General features: G+C 37.1%; 12 protein-coding genes, 1 tRNA gene and 1 pseudogene. 9 read left to right on the forward strand and 5 right to left on the reverse strand.

The window, feature by feature from the left end; all coding sequences use genetic code 11:
* Positions 1-33 precede the first annotated feature (33 nt).
* Positions 34-1590, forward strand: a complete 1557-nt coding sequence (locus LV704_RS19320) for a M28 family peptidase (protein ID WP_163422047.1) — start codon at positions 34-36, stop codon at positions 1588-1590.
* A gap of 55 nt (positions 1591-1645) precedes the next feature.
* Here the strand turns inward: LV704_RS19320 and LV704_RS19325 are convergent.
* Positions 1646-1721, reverse strand: a tRNA-His gene (locus tag LV704_RS19325).
* A 319-nt stretch (positions 1722-2040) separates the two neighbouring features.
* Between LV704_RS19325 and LV704_RS19330 the strand changes: the two genes are divergently transcribed.
* Positions 2041-4128: an ATP-binding protein gene (locus tag LV704_RS19330; RefSeq protein ID WP_163422046.1), complete on the forward strand. Its 2088-nt coding sequence runs from the start codon at positions 2041-2043 to the stop codon at positions 4126-4128.
* Here LV704_RS19330 and bshB1 read toward each other — a convergent pair whose 3' ends face one another.
* From bshB1 to LV704_RS19345, 3 genes and pseudogenes are all read right to left on the reverse strand, one after another.
* The gene (gene bshB1 / locus LV704_RS19335; protein ID WP_163422045.1) at positions 4129-4851 is read right to left on the reverse strand and encodes a bacillithiol biosynthesis deacetylase BshB1; all 723 of its coding nucleotides are present in this window, start codon (positions 4849-4851) and stop codon (positions 4129-4131) included.
* A 10-nt stretch (positions 4852-4861) separates the two neighbouring features.
* Positions 4862-6030, reverse strand: a pseudogene (locus tag LV704_RS19340) (PLP-dependent aspartate aminotransferase family protein).
* A 35-nt stretch (positions 6031-6065) separates the two neighbouring features.
* Positions 6066-7475: an MATE family efflux transporter gene (locus tag LV704_RS19345; RefSeq protein WP_163422043.1), complete on the reverse strand. Its 1410-nt coding sequence runs from the start codon at positions 7473-7475 to the stop codon at positions 6066-6068.
* A 245-nt stretch (positions 7476-7720) separates the two neighbouring features.
* Here LV704_RS19345 and LV704_RS19350 point away from each other — a divergent pair, with 245 nt between their 5' ends.
* Positions 7721-9025: a M14 family metallopeptidase gene (locus LV704_RS19350; protein WP_163422042.1), complete on the forward strand. Its 1305-nt coding sequence runs from the start codon at positions 7721-7723 to the stop codon at positions 9023-9025.
* 4 nt (positions 9026-9029) lie between these two features.
* On the opposite strand, the gene ccsA is transcribed toward LV704_RS19350, so the two are convergent.
* Positions 9030-12200 carry a cytochrome c biogenesis protein CcsA gene (gene ccsA / locus LV704_RS19355; protein WP_163422041.1) on the reverse strand — a complete coding sequence of 1057 codons (3171 nt, stop codon included), beginning with the start codon at positions 12198-12200 and terminating at the stop codon, positions 9030-9032.
* A gap of 136 nt (positions 12201-12336) precedes the next feature.
* Here ccsA and LV704_RS19360 point away from each other — a divergent pair, with 136 nt between their 5' ends.
* From LV704_RS19360 to LV704_RS19385, 6 genes are all read left to right on the forward strand, one after another.
* Complete coding sequence (locus LV704_RS19360; RefSeq protein WP_163422040.1) at positions 12337-13098, forward strand: Rossmann-like and DUF2520 domain-containing protein; 762 nt, start codon at positions 12337-12339, stop codon at positions 13096-13098.
* Complete coding sequence (locus LV704_RS19365) at positions 13082-13609, forward strand: HAD family hydrolase (protein WP_163422039.1); 528 nt, start codon at positions 13082-13084, stop codon at positions 13607-13609. The genes LV704_RS19360 and LV704_RS19365 overlap by 17 nt, the downstream gene beginning before the upstream one ends.
* Positions 13602-14204 (forward strand): Maf family nucleotide pyrophosphatase, encoded by a 603-nt coding sequence (locus LV704_RS19370; RefSeq protein ID WP_163422038.1) that lies wholly within the window; start codon positions 13602-13604, stop codon positions 14202-14204. The genes LV704_RS19365 and LV704_RS19370 overlap by 8 nt, the downstream gene beginning before the upstream one ends.
* A 36-nt stretch (positions 14205-14240) precedes the next feature.
* Positions 14241-15197, forward strand: a complete 957-nt coding sequence (locus LV704_RS19375) for a septum formation inhibitor Maf (RefSeq protein WP_163422037.1) — start codon at positions 14241-14243, stop codon at positions 15195-15197.
* A gap of 104 nt (positions 15198-15301) precedes the next feature.
* Complete coding sequence (locus tag LV704_RS19380; protein WP_163422036.1) at positions 15302-17833, forward strand: PIG-L family deacetylase; 2532 nt, start codon at positions 15302-15304, stop codon at positions 17831-17833.
* 111 nt (positions 17834-17944) lie between these two features.
* Positions 17945-19651: a sodium:solute symporter gene (locus LV704_RS19385; protein WP_163422035.1), complete on the forward strand. Its 1707-nt coding sequence runs from the start codon at positions 17945-17947 to the stop codon at positions 19649-19651.
* The last annotated feature ends 44 nt before the right edge of the window (positions 19652-19695 follow it).

The raw sequence follows: 19695 nt of genomic DNA on the forward strand, positions 1-19695 counted from the left end.
TTATTTTTGGAAAATTTTGATAACAAGATATTTATGAAAAAAATAGCGTTGATCGTTTTTAGTCTTGCATTTTCCTGCAATACAGCCCAAAAAACAGTTTCTGAAGTTTCCAACACAGTAAAAGAGGCTGACCCTGTTGTATATGCAGAAACCATCACCCAAGACGAGCTCAAAGAACATCTATATATATATGCTTCGGATGAGTTTGAAGGAAGGGAAACTGGACAGCCTGGGCAAAAAAAGGCTGTTGCTTACCTAAAAGAGCAATATGAAACTTTGGGTATTCCAGCCGCAAAAAAAGATGGCGACTATTTTCAAAAAGTTCCATTAGAAGTAGCTAGAGTTCCACAAGGGAATGTTCAAATCAATGACGCTGTTTTTCAGATAGGTGAAGATGTAGTCACATTTGATGCTGCAAGTGGCGCATACAACACTATTGTTTATGTTGGCTACGGAATTGAAGACGGTGACTACTCGGACTACAAAGAACTGGATGTAACAGGGAAATTGGTTTTAATTAAATCTGGTGAACCAGTAAATGCCGATGGAACTTATAGTCTTTCAGGAACCAATAAAAAATCTGCTTGGAGCAATATGTCCGAAGCCATGGGCAAAAAATCCAACCTTGCCATTGAAAAGGGAGCTGAAGGTGTTTTATATTATGACACCCAAAATTATCTCAGGTTCAAAGGTTATTTTGATTTTATGAAAAATAATAAAGGTGGGAAGATGTCTCTAAAGGAAGAGGTTACTGACAGTTTTATTGTTCTACTGAATCAAGAATCTTCTACAGCTATAATGCCAGACATTGAAAAAGAAAATACACCCAAAATTATTTCCGCATCTATAAAACTTAATGCCACAAGCGGAAACGATGAAGTAAATTCTGAAAATGTAATTGCAATCATCAAAGGATCGGAAAAACCCGATGAATACGTAGTGGTGTCTTCTCATTTAGACCACATTGGTGTTACTGCAGATGGTCAAATAAATAATGGTGCTGATGATGATGGTTCTGGAAGTGTGGCACTGCTAGAAATTGCGGAAGCTTTTAAAACCGCTAAAGAAGCTGGACAAGGACCTAAACGTTCCATAGTGTTTTTGCATGTTACAGGTGAGGAAAAAGGACTGTTGGGTTCAAAATATTATACAGACTATGACCCTGTTTTGCCATTGGCGCAAACCGTGGCAAACCTTAATATTGATATGATCGGTAGAATTGACCCTAAAAGAGAGGGAGACAGAAACTATTTATATTTAATTGGCTCTGACAAACTGAGTACGGATTTGCACAATCTTTCTGAGGAGGTCAATAAAAAATACACCAATATCGAGTTTGATTATACGTATAACGATGAGAATGATCCCAACAGATTTTATTACAGAAGCGATCATTACAACTTTGCTAAAAACAACATTCCCATTATTTTCTATTTTAATGGAACCCATGCAGATTATCACAGACCAGGAGATACACCTGATAAGATAAATTACGATCTTTTGGAAAATAGAACACGGCTTGTTTTTTATACGGTTTGGGAAGTTGCTAATAGAGAAAATAAGGTAGTGGTGGACAAGGCCTCTAAGTAGAAATTACATATTGGATTAAAACAAAAAAGCCCTCTTTTAAAGAGGGCTTTTTTTTGGGTGGAAGACGGGATTCGAACCCGCGACCCTCGGTACCACAAACCGATGCTCTAACCAGCTGAGCTACAACCACCATTTAAGCGGTTGCAAAAATACTTTTTTTTATTAATTCAATCAAAAGAATTTGAACTTTACATTCACAAAAAACAAAAAGATTTGTTCTCATTTCTTCTTTAGCAGTTTCACAGTTTTGTATTTGTCCATATTCAAACTAATGAATTATAGCATAATCAATACTATTCTAGGTATTCTCTATACTCATATTTCTTACAAAAAATCGATGAAATACACTCTTTGATGGATAAAACACACAATTATCGTTTGTTCACAACAATTACTTCCAAAAAAAACTATTGAAAAGTATTTTTACCAATCATGCATTTATAAGGTTTTATGTCCCAAATAAACCATTCCCTAAAACTCCAAAACCTACTTGGAAAAGTAGTCATGATTTTTTGTACACTATTCTTTGCTTCTTCTGTTGAGGCCCAAAAAGATAAAAGAGATAGTATAGCATACAGATTAAAACGATTGGAATCTACAAATCGTTTTAACCCAAAGGACACCACTCATATAAAATTATTATCAAATCTGGCATCTACCTATCGCTATATTAATAATGATAGTCTTTACTCAATTTCAAATAGGGTTTTACAACTTAGTAAAGCTGTAAACTATACTTATGGCAAAATAAGAGCTAATGAAGCTTTAGGCTACTACTATTCTGATGAAGGAGACCGACAAAAATCTAAGACATTATTGAAAAAAGCCCTAAAGTTGGCCGTAGATGAAGGAGACAAGCGGTCAGAATTAAACATTATCAATGGTTTGGCCAATGATTACCGGGATGACGGTAATTTTGCTAATGCACTAAGTCTGAATTTAACAGGAATTGATGTTGCCAAGCAGATTGATAGTAAACCCATGCTTTCCATTTTTAATGAAAACATTGCCAGTTTGTATGCAGACCAAAAGGACTTTGAAAATGCACTTGTTTTTTATGATACTGTACAGGCAATAAACAAAGCTTTGGGCAACGAAAAAATTCACGCCGAAACTCAGAGTAATATGGCTTCGCTCTACAAAGATTCAGAGAACTTTGATCATGCCATGTTCAACATTAATAAAAGTATAACCACATTTGAAAAGTTAAAAATATATGATTGGTTGGCTTATGCATATGAGGTGAAAGGGAGTATTTACTTGGAGCAAAAAAAGTATCAATGGGCACTCTATTGGTATGACCAAAGTAACTTGTTACACGATCAGCAGTTGGACGACGATAGAGAAAAAATTCAATTGCTCAATGGCATGGCCCAGGTATATTTAGGCTTGGAAAGAGACAGTCTCTCATTGCAATATGCAAATGAAGGTTTACAATTATCTAAGAAAATTAAATCATTACAAGGTCAAATAGATTGTTCTGAAACACTGTATGAGCTATATAAAAACAAAGGTGACAACAGTAGTGCGCTAGCCCACCTAGAAACCTTTACCAAACTTTCAGACTCGCTTTCCAAGGATAAGAATGAGCAAAGTCTTTCTTTGTTAAGGACTAAAATGCAATATGAACAGGAAAAGCAAGATCTTATTGCTGCTAATGAAGTGGCATTGGCCAAACAAAGGAACTATATCTATTTTGCCATAACCATACTTATCATTCTAGCAGCTATTACATTTATAATAAGACGTAGCGGAAATATTCAGAAAAAGCTTTTTAAAGAACTACAAGAAAAGTCTGAAGTGGTAAGTGAAAGAGAATCCGAACTAAAAGAAATCAATAAGACAAAAACCAAACTATTCTCTATTATTGGTCATGACTTAAGAGGTCCTATTGGAGCATTACAAGGAATGCTAAAATTATTCACTGACGGGGAAATTGGAAAAAACGAATTCATCTCTTTTATTCCCAAATTAAAATCTGATGTAGAAAACATCTCTTTCGCCTTAAACAATCTCTTGTCATGGGGACAAACTCAACTTAACGGAGTTGTTACTAAACCCAAAAGAGTTTCTTTGGATAAAATAGTTAGCGGAAACATTAGTTTACTTTCTGAAGTGGCTGCCGGTAAATCAATAAAAATAATAAATCAATTACCGGAAAACCCACTTATTTGGGCGGATCAAAATCAAATTGATATTGTTGTCAGAAACTTGCTGAGCAATGCAATCAAGTTTACTCCAGAAGATGGTCTTATTACCATTGAAGCTGAGGAGAAAAGAGACGTATGGCAAATTATGATTCGTGATACCGGGATTGGTATGAACAAAGAAATTCAGAAAAAAGTCTTTGCAGGCACCAACAACATAACCACCTATGGTACCAATAACGAAAGGGGTACTGGTTTGGGTCTTTCTCTTTGTAAAGAAATGATTATTAAAAATAATGGTGAGATATGGGTAGAAAGCGTTTTACGCAAAGGTTCTTCCTTTTACTTTACTGTTCCAAAAGCGGAAAAAAGATATCAAAAAGCTAGCTGATCAAATAAGGCTATCTAGATTATCCACTCCAACAAATCGTTCCACGTTAAAGCCCTCGGCATGTTCCACTCCTATTAATCTACCTAAATCCCTAGCTCGGTAATTTACACTATCTATAAAGTTTTTACTGCTAATGGGTGTCTCAGGCTCTTCACTATTAGGATCAAAAAACTGTGAACTATACGCCAAAATGGATTCTGTCTTTTTTTCAATAAAGCCAGACACATCCAATACAAAATCTGGTTCCAAGTTTTTCCATTGTATATAATGATAAATACGCTTGGGGCGCCAGGCTTCTTGCCATGCATCGTCACCATCCATTTTTGTATCTATTTTTACCAGACCGCTCAAAAAACAGGCATCACTAACCAATTTACTTCCTTTGGGATGATCTATATGCCTATCATCAATAGCATTACAGAGCACAACTTCTGGGCGATATTTGCGAACCATTTTAATGATTTCCAGTTGGTGTTCTTTGTCATTCACAAAAAAACCATCTGCAAACTCCATATTCTCCCGAACCGCAATACCTAAAATTTTAGCGGCCTCGGCAGCTTCTTTATCTCGAATTTCCGCTGATCCCCGTGTTCCCAATTCGCCACGGGTCAAATCAATTATTCCAATCTTCTTTCCTCTGGAAACTTCTTTGGCAATTGTACCCCCTGCACCTAATTCAGCATCATCAGGATGTGCTCCAAATACTAAAATGTCTAATTTCATTAACGTGTTGTTATGCTGGCACAGCCATGGATTTCACTTTTGAAATGGCTTGCTCAATATCTCCTACTAAGTCCTCTATTTCCTCTATACCTAACGAGAATCTTATCAAAGAATCTTTAATTCCTTGCTTTTTGCGATCCTCTGGACTCATTAGCGCATGAGAAGTTTTTGTAGGTGAAAGTACGGTACTTTCAATTCCAGCCAAACTCATGGATGGTTTTATGAGTTTAAGATGCTTAAAAAATAGAGAGGCATCAATTTCAGAATTTAGTTCAAAAGAGAGCATCCCCCAAACCCTTTCATCTGAGATTTTGCTAGCGCATGACCTGGATGGTTTTCAAGTCCTGGGTAATATACAGTTTCAACATCCTCACTTGCATTTAAGTATATTGCCATTTTCATTGCGTTGTCATTCTGTGTGTTTACGCGAATCCCCATCGTTTTAATACTACGCTCTAAAAGCCAAACGGTATAATCACTTAAACTGCCTCCAAAACAAATGGCCGTCTGAAAAACCTTATCCATGTGCTCTTGCGAAGCTGCAATGACACCTGCACAGATATCTGAATGTCCGCCCATATATTTTGTAGCACTGTGTAGAATAACATCTATTCCAAAATCGATTGGGTTTTGATTTATTGGGCTTGCAAAAGTGTTATCGATCATTGACACAATCCCATGTTTTTTTGCCAATTGACCAATACCTGCTAAATCCGTAATTGTTAACAAAGGGTTTGATGGAGTTTCTATATAAATTACCTTGGTATTTGCCTTGATTTCTTTTTCAAAATCATCAACCTCCCACCCATCAGTAAATGAATAGCTGATACCATATTTTTCAAATTGCGTAACCGCAAAGTTATATGTACCACCATACAATGTTTGTTGCAACACTATATGATCCCCAGCCTGTAAAAAAGCCATTAGACCCGTGCTGATGGCAGCCATGCCACTTCCAAAAATTAAGGCAGCTTCAGCATGTTCCAAAGCTGCCAATTTTTTACACAATGCTTCTTGATTGGGTGTATTAAAGTATCTAGGGTAACGCTTTATATCCACATCTTCAAATGCATACGAAGTGCTCATATACAAAGGTGAAACAGCACCTTTAAATTGAATATCCTCTAGTTCTCCTGTATGGGTGCAAGTCGTATTTACACCTTTTTTATCCATATTCATTGTAGTAAAACTTTAGGTTAAAGATACAAAACCACTTATACTTGAACCTGCTTCCAGTTTCCTTTTTTAAACCAGATTATTGCCATAACCGCTAAAAGAACTTCAGCTGCAGTAATTGCAACAAATACACCTATGGCACCAAAATCAAACACTATCGCCGCAACATAGGCTATAGGTAGTTGAAACATCCAAAAAGAGAAAAAATTAATCTTGGTTGGAGTCTTTGTATCACCAGCACCGTTGAAGGCTTGAGTAACAACCATGCCATAGGCATAAAACACGTAGCCTATTGCAATTATTTGAAGACAAAGCGCTCCATTTTCAACCACCGTTGGCGTTGCATTAAAAAATGAAATAATGGTCTCAGCAAAAACTAAATAAACTAGAGAAACCAGACCCATAAAATAGGCATTGTACTTTCCTGTTTTCCATACAGAAACCTCTGCCCTATCTGGTTTTTGGGCGCCAAGGTTTTGCCCAACCAATGTTGCCGCTGCATTGCTCATACCCCAAGAAGGCATTAACGTAAACATAATTACCCTTATCGCTATGGTATAACCAGCCAATACCTCACTACCAAACTCCGACATGATGCGCATAAGAAAAACCCAACTGGACGTTCCTATTAAAAACTGAGCTATTCCTCCCAAGGAGACTTTGACCAAATTGATCATTACCTTTAGATTAAATACTAAATCCCTAAAAGCCAATTTAATTTTGCCCCAACCAAAGAACAAAATACCCAATTGAAACAGCACCGCAGTTCCGCGACCAATGTTAGTGGCTATGGCAGCTCCCATTACACCATATTCAGGAACAGGTCCCCAACCAAAAATAAATATGGGATCCAATATAATGTTCAGCCCATTGGATAATACCAAAGCCCACATGGCAATAGAGGCATCACCAGCTCCCCTAAAAATCGCATTGATTAAAAACAGCAGCATTATGGTGATATTACCTCCGATCAATAACTTGGTGTAACCATACCCCTCAGCAATCAAGTCGGGTTCACCACCCATTAATGCCAATATCTCTTTGGCATAGAAGATTCCAAGGATTCCGAGTAAAATAGAAATGATTACGCCCAGGCCTATAGCCTGCACTGCGGCCTCTCTGGCTCCTTTAACATCTTTTTCTCCTATTCTCCGCGCTACTACAGCCGTTGCAGCCATGCTTAGACCAATTGCCAGTGCATAGACCAAAGTGATTACAGATTCAGTTAAACCAATAGTAGCCACAGCGTTTACACTTACTTGAGAAACGTAAGCAATGTCGACCAATGCAAATATGGACTCCATGAGCATTTCTAAAATCATGGGAATGGAAAGCATAAAAATAGCTTTCCGAATGCTTCCTGAAGTAAATTCAGTTTCTTTACCAGTTACGGCAATCCAGAAATAATTAAGTAATTGTTTTAAAGAAGGTATCTTAGAATTTGTCATTATATAAAATTATGTGTGAAAAAAATGTGTCAACCTGGCCGAATAAGTTTTTCGGCTACTGTTTCGGCTCAAAGCCAAAGGTGACATCTATCGCGTACATAATTTTATAACTTCATGATGAAGCAAAGATGCTAAAAAAAATGATATCCTACATCTGAAAGTGTATTATAAATTAAAAAAAATATAAAGTCATACTTTTATACATAACTGGAAATCATCAAAACCAAACCATTAAAACCTTCTCCATGAGATTTATTTTAGCCATCCTTTTTATAGCCTCATTAACTTTAACTTCCTGCAAAAACACGGCCAGTCCTATTGCTACGGACACAATTGTAAAACAAAAACCATCTGGCTATCAAGGTCAACAACCAAGTCCTATTGTGCCCACGGTAAACAAACCGGTTCAAAAACAATGGAAAGGAATATGGTCTTTTAATGACAACACCACTTTTTTTACCAACGATTTTGATGGTGCTCGTCTAAACGGAGTTGCTGATGACGGAAATGATCATTACACCATTTGGATAACAGCTGAGAACACTCCAATAAATGTGAGTCCATGGTATGCTTTCAAGGTGTGGACAGAAAACCCACGAAAAATTACCATCAAACTTTCGTATCAAGATTCCAGAAGTCGTTATTATCCAAAAATCAGTGCCGATGGAATACACTTTAAGACCATTGATAGTATTGCTTACAAGCCTATAAATCCGGGTGAAGGGGATTTTGGCATAAAGGCAGCGCCAGAATTTGTTGAGTTGACCTTAGAAATTAAGAATGAACCTATATGGGTTACAGCACAAGAATTATATACTTCCAAACGAGTGAAAAGTTGGGTGGATTCACTTTCTGTAAAGCCATTTGTTTCAAATTACGAAATAGGAAAAACTACAGAAGAACGGTCAATGCAACTTATGGAAATAAAAGGGAATAGCACGGCAAAAAAGGCATTGATGATTATCTCCAGACAACATCCGCCAGAAGTTACGGGTTTTATTGCGATGAAATCTTTTATTGAGACCTTAGCAGGTGAAAGCGAGCAAGCTAAAAAGTTTAGAGAAAGTCATACAATTTTTGCAGTTCCGTTAATGAATCCGGATGGAGTCGATAATGGTCATTGGCGGCATAATATGGGTGGTATTGATTTGAACAGGGATTGGCAAAATTTCAATCAACCAGAAACCAAAAGTGTACGAGACTTTTTAACTAAAAAAGGCAGTGAAGGGTATGAATTTGTTTTTGGTGCTGACTTTCATTCCACCTGGGATGATATTTACTATCCTTTGGATACAACAGTTACTGGCCAAAAGGGTAAGATTGTATTTGATTGGATAGAAAGCATAAGCGATAGGTTACCTCAGAAAAAATCTAATGTAAAAGCTTCAGATAAATTGGACCCAACCATGGTGTCAAGAACTTACTTTTACGTAAAACATAAAATGCCTGCTATTGTTTTTGAACTTGGTGATGACACTCCAAGACCATTTTTAAAAGAAAAAGGTAAGGTTGCCGCTGAGGAATTAATGCGTCTTTTGGACAGTGATTAAAAGGCTATTTTATGTAATTAACACGGTATCTCCAAAAACTTATGCCCCCTAAAATAAACACTCCAAGTACGGTATACCATATAAAGTTGGGAGTTATCACTTGATCTCCGCTTGCATAACTATGCAACCCAACTAAATAAAAGTTGACTCCAAAATAGGTCATCATTATACTGGCAAACGCTACAATACTAGCAAAGCTAAAGGACCACTTTCCTCTGAGTCCTGGCACTAAACGCATGTGTATTACAAAAGCATAGATCATAATGGAAATTAAAGCCCAGGTTTCCTTGGGATCCCATCCCCAATAACGCCCCCAGCTTTCATTGGCCCATTGACCTCCCAAAAAGTTACCAATGGTAAGCATTACAAGGCCAGTGGTCAACGCTAATTCATTAATGACCATCAACTCTTTTAAATTGAGCTCCATACGCTCTTTATTCTTCTTGGTAGTGAGAATCATCAATAACAAAGAAACAACCCCTAAGATCATACCAACTGTCAATGGTCCATAGCTACCAACAATTACCGCTACGTGAATCATAAGCCAATAGCTATCGAGGACCGGCTGTAAATTGGCTATAGCTGGATCAATCCAACTTTGATGGGCAACACCTAGCAGTAATGCAGTTACAAAGGCACTTGCTGCCAACGTCAATTCACTTTTCCTTCCCAAAGCCAATCCTATTGCCATGGTCGCCCAAGAAACATATAAAATACTTTCATAAGCATCACTCCAAGGAGCATGGCCAGAGATGTACCAGCGTAATACAAGACCTGCAGTATGCCAAACAAATAAAATAATGACCAACCCCTTAAGTGCGTATGCCGTTGCCTTCCAAATTTCTCTATCCTTAAAAATTCGGAATATTAGAATAAAGAATAACAATAGGCCGACCATACCATAATACTTGTACAATCGGTTGAAAATATCCAACTTGTTATATATGATTTCAATTTCTACTTTTTTCTCATCCGGAAGTACCTCAGCACCATGGTTTCTTTGATTCTGTTTAAATGCCTCTAAAAGCATATCTGGTTGGGTATAATCTCCTGAAGAAATGGCAGTTTTAAGAGATCCCAGATAATAGGGCATTGAATTTTTTATAAAATTGGAATACAAAGAATCTGACACTTGATATTGTCCAGAACGATACTCAATGGCTGATATCCATTTGTTATTTTCATCATTCAGTAAGGGAAATATTTTAACAATCTGTCCACTTAGAGCCATGTTCAATAGACTCAAACGCTCACCAACCTTTTTAAAATCCTTTTCAAAATTTGAAGGATTAGTGGTTGAAGTCGCTCGCTCCAAATAAGGTTGAAGTTTATAGGTGCCTTTATCGTCAAAAAAATCGGTAGCTTTTACATATTTTGTTTTTTCAGGTACACCAATTAATTTACGAAGACTATCATTCTCTTTTTTTCCAAGCGCTATAAATTCGGTATTGTACCAAATTCCAGGATTCATCATCATGGAAAGGAAAACTTGATTTGCCGTAAAGTCATCATAGGTGCTCTTTCCACTAAGTCTTCTCAATAATTCTGAAGCAAATGTATGAATGGGTTTCATTCTGCCTCCTTCATCTTGTATGACGAGTGCTCCGAAATTCTCCGCATGTTCTTCATTCACTATAGTAGTCTGAATAATGGAATCTACCTGTTCCTGTGACGGAAGATTGGAATGTTCATGATTTTCAGAATCTTCTTGCTGTGCTGCAGCCAAAGAAGTAAACAAGAAAAAAGTAATTGCGGCCAAAGTTGTTTTTTTGGCTTTGATTTTTTCCAAGGATTTTTGGAGATCACGAAAACGAGTCTTCCCAAAGAACATGATGCCCATTAGGCCCAGATAAAGTAAAAAGTAACCAATGTAGGTAATCCATGTGCCCCAAAAGTCATGATTAACAGATAAAACAGTTCCTTTTTCATCTGGATGAAAACTAGATTGAAAGAACCGATAGCCTCTATGATCTAAAACATGGTTCATAAAAATGTCATAGTCAAATGGACGTTCGTCTTCAACCGTAATCTTGCTCATAAAAGAAGCATAACCAGCTTCTGTACCTGGATATTTTTCAGCAATAAAGTCATTTAATTGAATTGAGAAAGGAAGCTCATATACTTTAGATCCATAACTGAGTGAAAAATCCATTCCACCTACTTTTATCTTATCTGAAAAATTGGAACTACCCTTGCCTCCCAATAATTTTTGTTCTACGGTTTCCCCGTTTGCAGTGATGGATACGACCAAAGCATCCTGTGTTGCTTCCGTAACCTCATTTTCTGGAACTTTGACAACCCCATAGTTTCCTTTAACCAAGGGTTCAGGAATTACAAACTGCATGCCGGCCATATTGTACAGGGAACGCAACTGTAACGTTTGAAGGCTGTCATTCACAACTTCTCCTCGTAATTGATCCGCCATTCGCATAAAATCCCCAGAAAAAGGTGACTTAATTTGATAACCATTGCTGTTCGAGTAAATGTTTATAGCTCCATCCGTCTCCTTATTTAAGGAAAACAGCACGTTGTGGATACTGGCAACCTTCCCGTTTTCCAGATAGTGTTCATGACGTTGACCATCACCAGCCTCAACAATTTTAAGATATTCGTTACCTTTTTCATCAGGAATTAACCCTTCTTCTGCTCCAGCTATAAAATCGACGTAGGAAATGGTAAAGGGTTGACCGTTAAAGTCCGATTTCCATGGTAAACTGGAACGCATGCCTTCTGGAGTAACAATTAGGTCATCTTCTAAGACCCTACGCTTTGTCTCCCCTCCAATATCACCATCTACAAAAGCAATTAAATAGGTTTTGTCCGAATAGAATCTACTTTCGGCATTACCTTCCCTAATGGGCATAACACCTTCATAACTTACATACCTTGTTACAAAGGCCCCAATGATGATCAATACCCATGAAAGGTGCAATAGTAAGACGGGCCATTTTTTCCAGCTGAAAAGTTTATAACGGAACATGTTCCCAATAAAGTTGATTACAAAAAACACCATAATAGCTTCAAACCAAGTGGCGTTGTAAATGTAAATTCGAGCCGTTTCAGTACTGTACCAGGTTTCCACAAAGGTTCCTATAGCCATCGCCGTAGCAAAAACTAGGAAAAGAACAGCCATAAGTTTGGTGGAAAAAAGGGTCTTTTTAAGAGTTTCTATCATCTTTTTGCAGATGTGTTTTCAGCTTGCAAAAATACCATCTTTTTACCATTTATCTCGGTCTTATGACTCATAAAAGGTTAAACAAATTTGTTAATTATTCCAAAACCAATGTATCTCTAAATTCGTAGTTTTGAACATGCTGTCCATTGTAATAGTAGGCACCGGAAATGTAGCCAGACATTTGTTCAATGCTTTTGCCGAATCTAGAGAGGTAAAGGTGGTTCAGGTCGTAGGCAGAAATAAAAATTGTTTGGAAAGGTTTTCAAAAATGTGTGCCATCTCAAATGATTTTGCTCAAATTGCAACTGCAGATGTTTACATTATCGCAGTAAAAGACGATGCTATTGCCAAAGTTTCTCAATCGCTTACTAGCAAAAAAGGAATCGTGGTGCACACATCGGGAGCTGTGGAAATGGATAGCTTGGAATCCAGTAATAGAGGTGTTTTCTATCCTTTACAAACCTTTACTATGGGCAAAACCTTGGACTTCAAGTCCATTCCTATTTGCATTGAAGCAAAACAGGATACAGCCATTACGGTGTTAAGGATGTTGGGAGAGGCCATTTCAGATAAAGTCCATGAAATAACTTCGGCCCAAAGAAAAAAACTGCATCTAGCCGCAGTTTTTGCCAACAATTTTACCAATCATTTATATCGTATAAGCGAAAGTATCTGTTTGGAGGAAGGATTATCTTTTGAACTTTTACAGCCCTTAATACTTGAAACTGCCCAAAAAGTACAATCTATTACTCCTAAAGATGCACAGACCGGTCCGGCAAGGAGAGGTGATAAAAAAAGTATTCAAAATCACTTAAACTTATTAAAAGACAAAAAACAAACCGAACTTTACACGTTATTTAGTGAAGCCATAAAAAAAGTATATGAAGAAGAATTATAAAGAACTTTTGAATGATATTACCACTTTCGTCTTTGATGTTGATGGCGTATTTACAGATGGTTCAATTTTGATAACCACCCAAGGAGAAATGCTTCGCAAAATGAACGTAAAAGACGGTTACGCGTTAAAAACTGCTTTGCAAAAAGGGTATAATGTCTGTATCATTTCTGGAGGTACCAATGAAGGCGTTAAAGAACGCCTAAAAGGTCTTGGAGTCACTGATATTTATTTAGGAGCCCATCATAAACAAGACCCGTTGGAAGAGTATCTTAACATAAACAACATTGATTCTAAAAATGTTTTATATATGGGTGATGACCTCCCAGATATACCTCCAATGAAAAGGGTAGCCCTTGCTACTGCTCCTCAAAATGCGGTGGCTGAAGTAAAGGCAATTTCTGATTATGTTTCTCATAAAAATGGTGGTGAAGGCTGTGTTCGTGATATCATAGAACAAGTATTAAAAGTAAGAGGCGATTGGAACGATAACTTTAGTGCCAAGAATGATTAAATCCAATCCCTTAAATGAAAAGCTTAAAAGCTACAACCTTATTTTGGGCTCTGCCTCTCCAAGAAGAAAAATGTTTTTGGAAGAAATGGGGTTAGATTTTGAAGTAAAGCCAAAATCTGTGGAAGAAATTTACCCAGAAGAGTTAAAAGGAGAAGAAATATCCAGTTTTCTTGCTGAATTAAAGGCGACTCCGTTTAAAGGACAATTGAATAAAAACGATATTGTGCTCACTTCTGACACTGTAGTCTGGTATAAGGATATGTCCCTTGCAAAAGCCTCCAACAAAAAAGAAGCTTTTAAAATGCTTCGTACATTATCAGCAGATTGGCATGAGGTGATTACCTCAGTTTGTTTTACAACACCAACAATCCAAAAAACAGTAAGTGCAACTACCCGGGTAAAACTTATGGACTTTACCGATGAAGAAATAGAACATTACATTGATATTTGTAAACCCTTTGATAAAGCAGGTGCCTATGGCATACAAGAGTGGATTGGAATGGTGGGGATTTCTGAAATAAAAGGGCCTTATACTAACGTCGTTGGCCTACCTACTCATTTAGTTTATAAAACGTTAATGGACATGGTTTCCTAAGCAGGGTTCCTTAATTTTACTAAAATTCCTTCCGTTATGAAAAAACTATTCAAAATCGAGTTTGCTATTGTATTGTTTTTATTGATTTCCGTCACCCTGGTTTCTTGTGTTGAAAAGACGAAGGCTTCTAACAAAGAAATGGCGCTCAATACTGAAGAAGCATCTGAAAAAGTTGAAAGCCCCAAAAAACAACTTTCTGAAGATTTTAAAAAATACTGGTATGCCGGTAATGCGGAAATTACTTCCTATAAATTAGAGCAGGCCAGATATGGTGAAATTAGAGATGGCCATTCGGTTCTTATTTATGTTACGGAGCCATTCTTGCCAGAAAAACAAGTAAAGGCTGACCGAGATAATTCTATTAATATTCCTGTTCTAAAACTGAACACCACAAAAAAATATTTAACCGGCATCTACCCATATTCTGTAATGAGTAGCACATTCTACCCAGTTTATGATAATCAACATGCTGTTAAAACAAGTCTATCCATGCAAGAATGGTGTGGTCATATGTATTCACAAATTAATAATAGGGACCAATTTGAATTTATGTCCCATTCTTATTTTGAAAATGAAGCAGATCAGAATGTAACGTTAGAAAAAGATCTTCTAGAAAATGAAATATGGAATAAAATTAGAATCAACCCAAGCGATTTACCTGTTGGGAATTTAAAAATGATTCCATCTTTGGAGTATACAAGACTAAGACATGTTGAGCTTAAAGCATACAACGTAAAGGCGGAGCTATCAAAAAAAAATGGTATTAGCAGTTATACCCTAGTTTACCCAGATTTAGAAAGAAGCCTCAGTATTAATTTTACTTCAGACTTTCCCCATTCCATTGAAAGTTGGTCCGAAGACTTTAAAAGTGGTTTTGGCCCAAAAGCAAAAATAATGACCACAAAAGCTACAAGGTTAAAATCTTTAAAGACAGCCTACTGGGGGCAAAACGGAAATGACGACCTTATCTTAAGAGATAGCTTGGGATTATAGTCTTAGTGTTTTTGTCATAAACACACCTTGTTAAAGATGTTCTAAATTGCGTTCGGTCTGATTTGAATCTTTCTATATTTGGAGTAACCACTAAAAAACTTCCTATGCGAAACTTTTGGGTCAGCATTCTGACTTTAGCTACAGTTGTTTCAAATACTTATGCTCAAAAGCCTAATAAACCTTCATCTACAGAAATACATCACAGCCTTCAAAAATTAAATTTTTTAGGAACAGCACTTTATATTGCTGCACATCCAGATGATGAAAATACAAGACTAATCTCTTACTTGTCCAATCATGACAAAGCGCGTACCGCATATCTTTCCCTTACCAGAGGTGATGGTGGTCAAAATTTGATTGGTTCAGAACTAAGGGAACTTCTAGGTGTGTTAAGAACGCAAGAACTTTTGGCCGCTAGAAGAATTGATGGTGGAGAACAATGGTTTACTCGAGCTAATGATTTTGGATACTCCAAACACCCAAAAGAAACCCATAGAATATGGGATAAAGAAAAGGTCTTGGGTGATGTGGTTTGGGCCATCCGAAATTTAAAGCCAGATGTTATTATCAATCGTTTTGACCACAGAACTCCTGGCACTACGCATGGACATCATACTTCGTCTGCCATGTTGAGTATGGAGGCATTTGACATCGCCAATGACCAGGATGCCTATCCAGAGCAGTTAAAACTTACTTCTACTTGGCAACCAAGAAGAGTGTTTTTCAATACTTCTTGGTGGTTTTATGGTAGTCAAGAAAATTTTGAGAAGGCGGACAAATCCAACATGTTGAAAATGGATGTTGGTGTTTTTTATCCAGAACTTGGACTTTCCAACAATGAAATAGCATCAATGGCCAGCAGCCAACATTTATGTCAGGGTTTTGGAAGAGTTACCACAAGAGGTTCCCAAGATGAGTACGTAGAATTATTAAAAGGAGATTTACCTGCAAGCAACAATCTGTTTGATGGCATAAACACCACTTGGTCCAGAGTAAAAGGCGGTAAGGAAATAGGTGACATTTTATACAAGGTGGAAGAAAACTTTGATTTTTCCAATCCCTCTAAGCATGTTCCTGAATTGGTGAAAGCTTATCAACTATTACAAAATATAGAGGACGAGCACTGGAAAGTTTTAAAATCAGAAGAATTAAGGTCTCTGATACTGGCATGTTCAGGGCTGTATTTGGAAATCAGTGCTGAATCAGCATCCACTACCCTAGGTAATATTTCTAAACTTAATGTAGAAGCCTTAAATCGAAGCGCACAAAACGTATCCCTAAGAGAAATTAAATTCATGGGTTCAGAAACAAATATGCTGCCCAATAAAGTTTTATCAGAAAACAAAAAGGAAAACTTTAGCATTGAATTCTCCGTTCCCGAAACAACCACTATTTCCGGACCATACTGGTTAAAGGAACCAGGTAGTTTGGGCATGTATACCGTTAAAAGCCAAAAAATGATAGGGAAGGCGGAAACACCCAGTGCTTTCAATGCTCAATTCACTCTAGATTTTGATGGTGTTGAAATTCATTTCATCAAACCTGTTGTATTCCGACATTCAAAACCAGACAGAGGGGAATTATATGAACCTTTTGTGGTACTTCCAGAAGCAACTTCCAAAATAGAAGAAAAAGTTTTAATTTTTTCTGATTCCAAAACTAAAGATGTACTAGTAAATGTAAAAGCCGGAAGAGATAGTGTTTCGGGTACAATAACATTGCAACATCCTTTGGGGTGGACTGTTTCCCCAAAAAACAAGTCCTTTTCAATTACGCAAAAAGGACAGGAACAATCCGTTACTTTTAAAATAACACCACCCGATGTGGATAGCGAGGGTAAGATTTCCCCAATTATCACTATTGCAAACAAGTCATATGACAAAGAGCTTGTGGAAATTGGTTACCAACATATTCCCAAGCAATCTATTTTATTGCCTTCCGAGGCCAAAGTGGTTAGAATGAATATTCAAAAATCTGGAGAACATATTGGTTATATAGTTGGTGCAGGAGATAAAGTTCCAGAAAGTCTAGAGCAAATAGGGTATCAAGTGCATATCATTGACCCAAAGGATATCCAAAAAGGATCCCTGGACAAATATGATGCAGTAGTAGTAGGCATTAGGGCATATAATGTTGTAGAAGATTTAAAGTTTAAGCAGCCTATTTTGTTTGACTATGTTGAACGTGGAGGAAATATGGTGGTTCAATACAATACTGCAGGTAGATGGTCCAAACAATTTGAGAATATTGCTCCATACGACCTTACCTTATCTAGAGATAGAGTCACGGACGAGACAGCAGCAGTAAGTATTATAGCAAACAATCATTCCCTCGTTAACTTTCCCAACACTATTAAGGAAAATGATTTTAATGGATGGGTTCAAGAAAGAGGTCTGTATTTCCCTAAAGAATGGAGCTCAGAATTCACACCAATACTTTCTATGAGTGATGAAGGTGAAGACCCAAAAAATGGCAGCCTTTTAGTAGCTCCTCATGGAGAAGGTCATTACATCTATACTGGTCTAAGCTTTTTCAGAGAACTTCCCGCCGGTGTATCTGGGGCTTATAAACTTTTTGCAAATATGCTTTCCGTAGGAAAAAGCGAAGTAAAAACCGAAAGTGATGTCAAAGGATAAAATGGAAAGTAAGGTAGTTTGGAAGAAAGAATATTCAATAGTGCTTCTCCTCAATTTTGCTTATATTTTGATTTTTTACTTCATAATGGTATTAAATAACTAAAATTTTTAATGGGCGTATTAGATTGGATTGTTCTAGGTAGTGCACTATTATTTATTGTTGGATATGGGGTCTGGAAAACCCGAGGAAGTAAAAATGTGGATGATTATGTTCGCGGTGGTAATGATGCCAAATGGTGGACAATAGGTCTTTCAGTAATGGCCACCCAGGCCAGCGCTATTACTTTTTTATCCACTCCAGGTCAAGCTTTTCATGATGGGTTAGGTTTTGTACAATTCTACTTTGGATTGCCATTGGCCATGATTTTTATCTGTTTGGTATTTATTCCTATTTATAAAAAACTTAAAGTTTTTACTGCATATGAGATGCTGGAAGGCCGGTTCGATTTAAAAACTCGTACCCTAACTGCAATATTGTTTTTAATTCAAAGAGGTTTAGCCGCTGGAATAACAATATTTGCCCCTTCCATCATACTTTCTGCCGTATTGGGTTGGGACTTGCGCACATTGAATGTTATAATTGGGATTTTGGTAATCATCTATACGGTATCAGGAGGTACCAAAGCTGTTAGCGTAACCCAAAAACAACAAATGTTCATCATTATGGTGGGCATGTTCTTTGCTTTCTTCTTTATCCTTGGATCCCTTCCTACAAATGTATCCTTCGGTGAAGCTTTAAAAATAGCGGGAGCAAATGGTAAACTGGAGATTTTGGACTTTAGTCTTGACACTAATAATAGATATACCTTTTGGAGCGGTATAACTGGGGGGTTCTTTTTAGCGCTCGCCTATTTTGGCACGGATCAAAGTCAAGTACAACGTTACCTTTCCGGCAAATCTGTTCGCGAAAGCCAGCTGGGGCTTATTTTTAATGGTGTTTTTAAAATTCCAATGCAGTTTTTCATATTACTGGTTGGTGCAATGGTGTTCGTTTTTTATCAGTATAACCCATCCCCATTAAACTTTAATCCGGCTGCTACACAAGCGGTAATGGAATCGGAGTATTTGGGGGAATATGAAGCATTGGAGCAAGAACATTTAGCATTGGAGCAGGAGAAAAGAATAGCACAAAATGCTTTTTCGGCAGCTTTGGAGTTGAAGGAATACAACGCTATTGAACAAGCAAAACAAGACATTTTAAAAATCAACCAAAAAGAAAGGGCAAGTAGGGATACAGCCAAAACTCTTATAGCAAAAGCCAATGATTCCGTAGAAACCAATGATAAGGATTATGTTTTTATTCATTTTATCTTAGATAATCTACCTACTGGACTCATTGGACTTCTTCTAGCCGTTATCCTTTCCGCTGCCATGTCTTCAACCGCATCTGAGTTAAATGCCCTTGGAACCATCACTGCATTGGACTTATATAAAAGAAACAAAAAAGAGGAAAAAAATGAGAAACATTATGTTCTCGCCACCAAAGGATTTACCCTACTTTGGGGTATCATAGCTATTTGTATTGCCTGTGTTGCCAATCTTTTTGACAATCTTATACAACTGGTAAACATTATCGGTTCCATCTTTTATGGTAATGTTTTAGGTATCTTCCTTTTGGCGTTCTTCTTCAAGTTTGTTAAAGGAAATGCCGTATTCATTGCCGCAATTGTGACCCAAGTTATTGTAATTATTGGATGGTATATGGATTGGATGTCTTACCTCTGGTTAAATGCATTTGGATGTATTTTGGTCATTTGTCTTGCCGTACTCATTGAAAGCTTCGATAACTTTCTAAGTAAACCTCCATTAAAAGCATAAAAAAACCCACGCTAACACGTGGGCTTTTCAATTTTAAAAAAAGA

The organism is Flagellimonas sp. CMM7 (assembly GCF_021390195.1).
Classification (GTDB): Bacteria; Bacteroidota; Bacteroidia; order Flavobacteriales; family Flavobacteriaceae; genus Flagellimonas.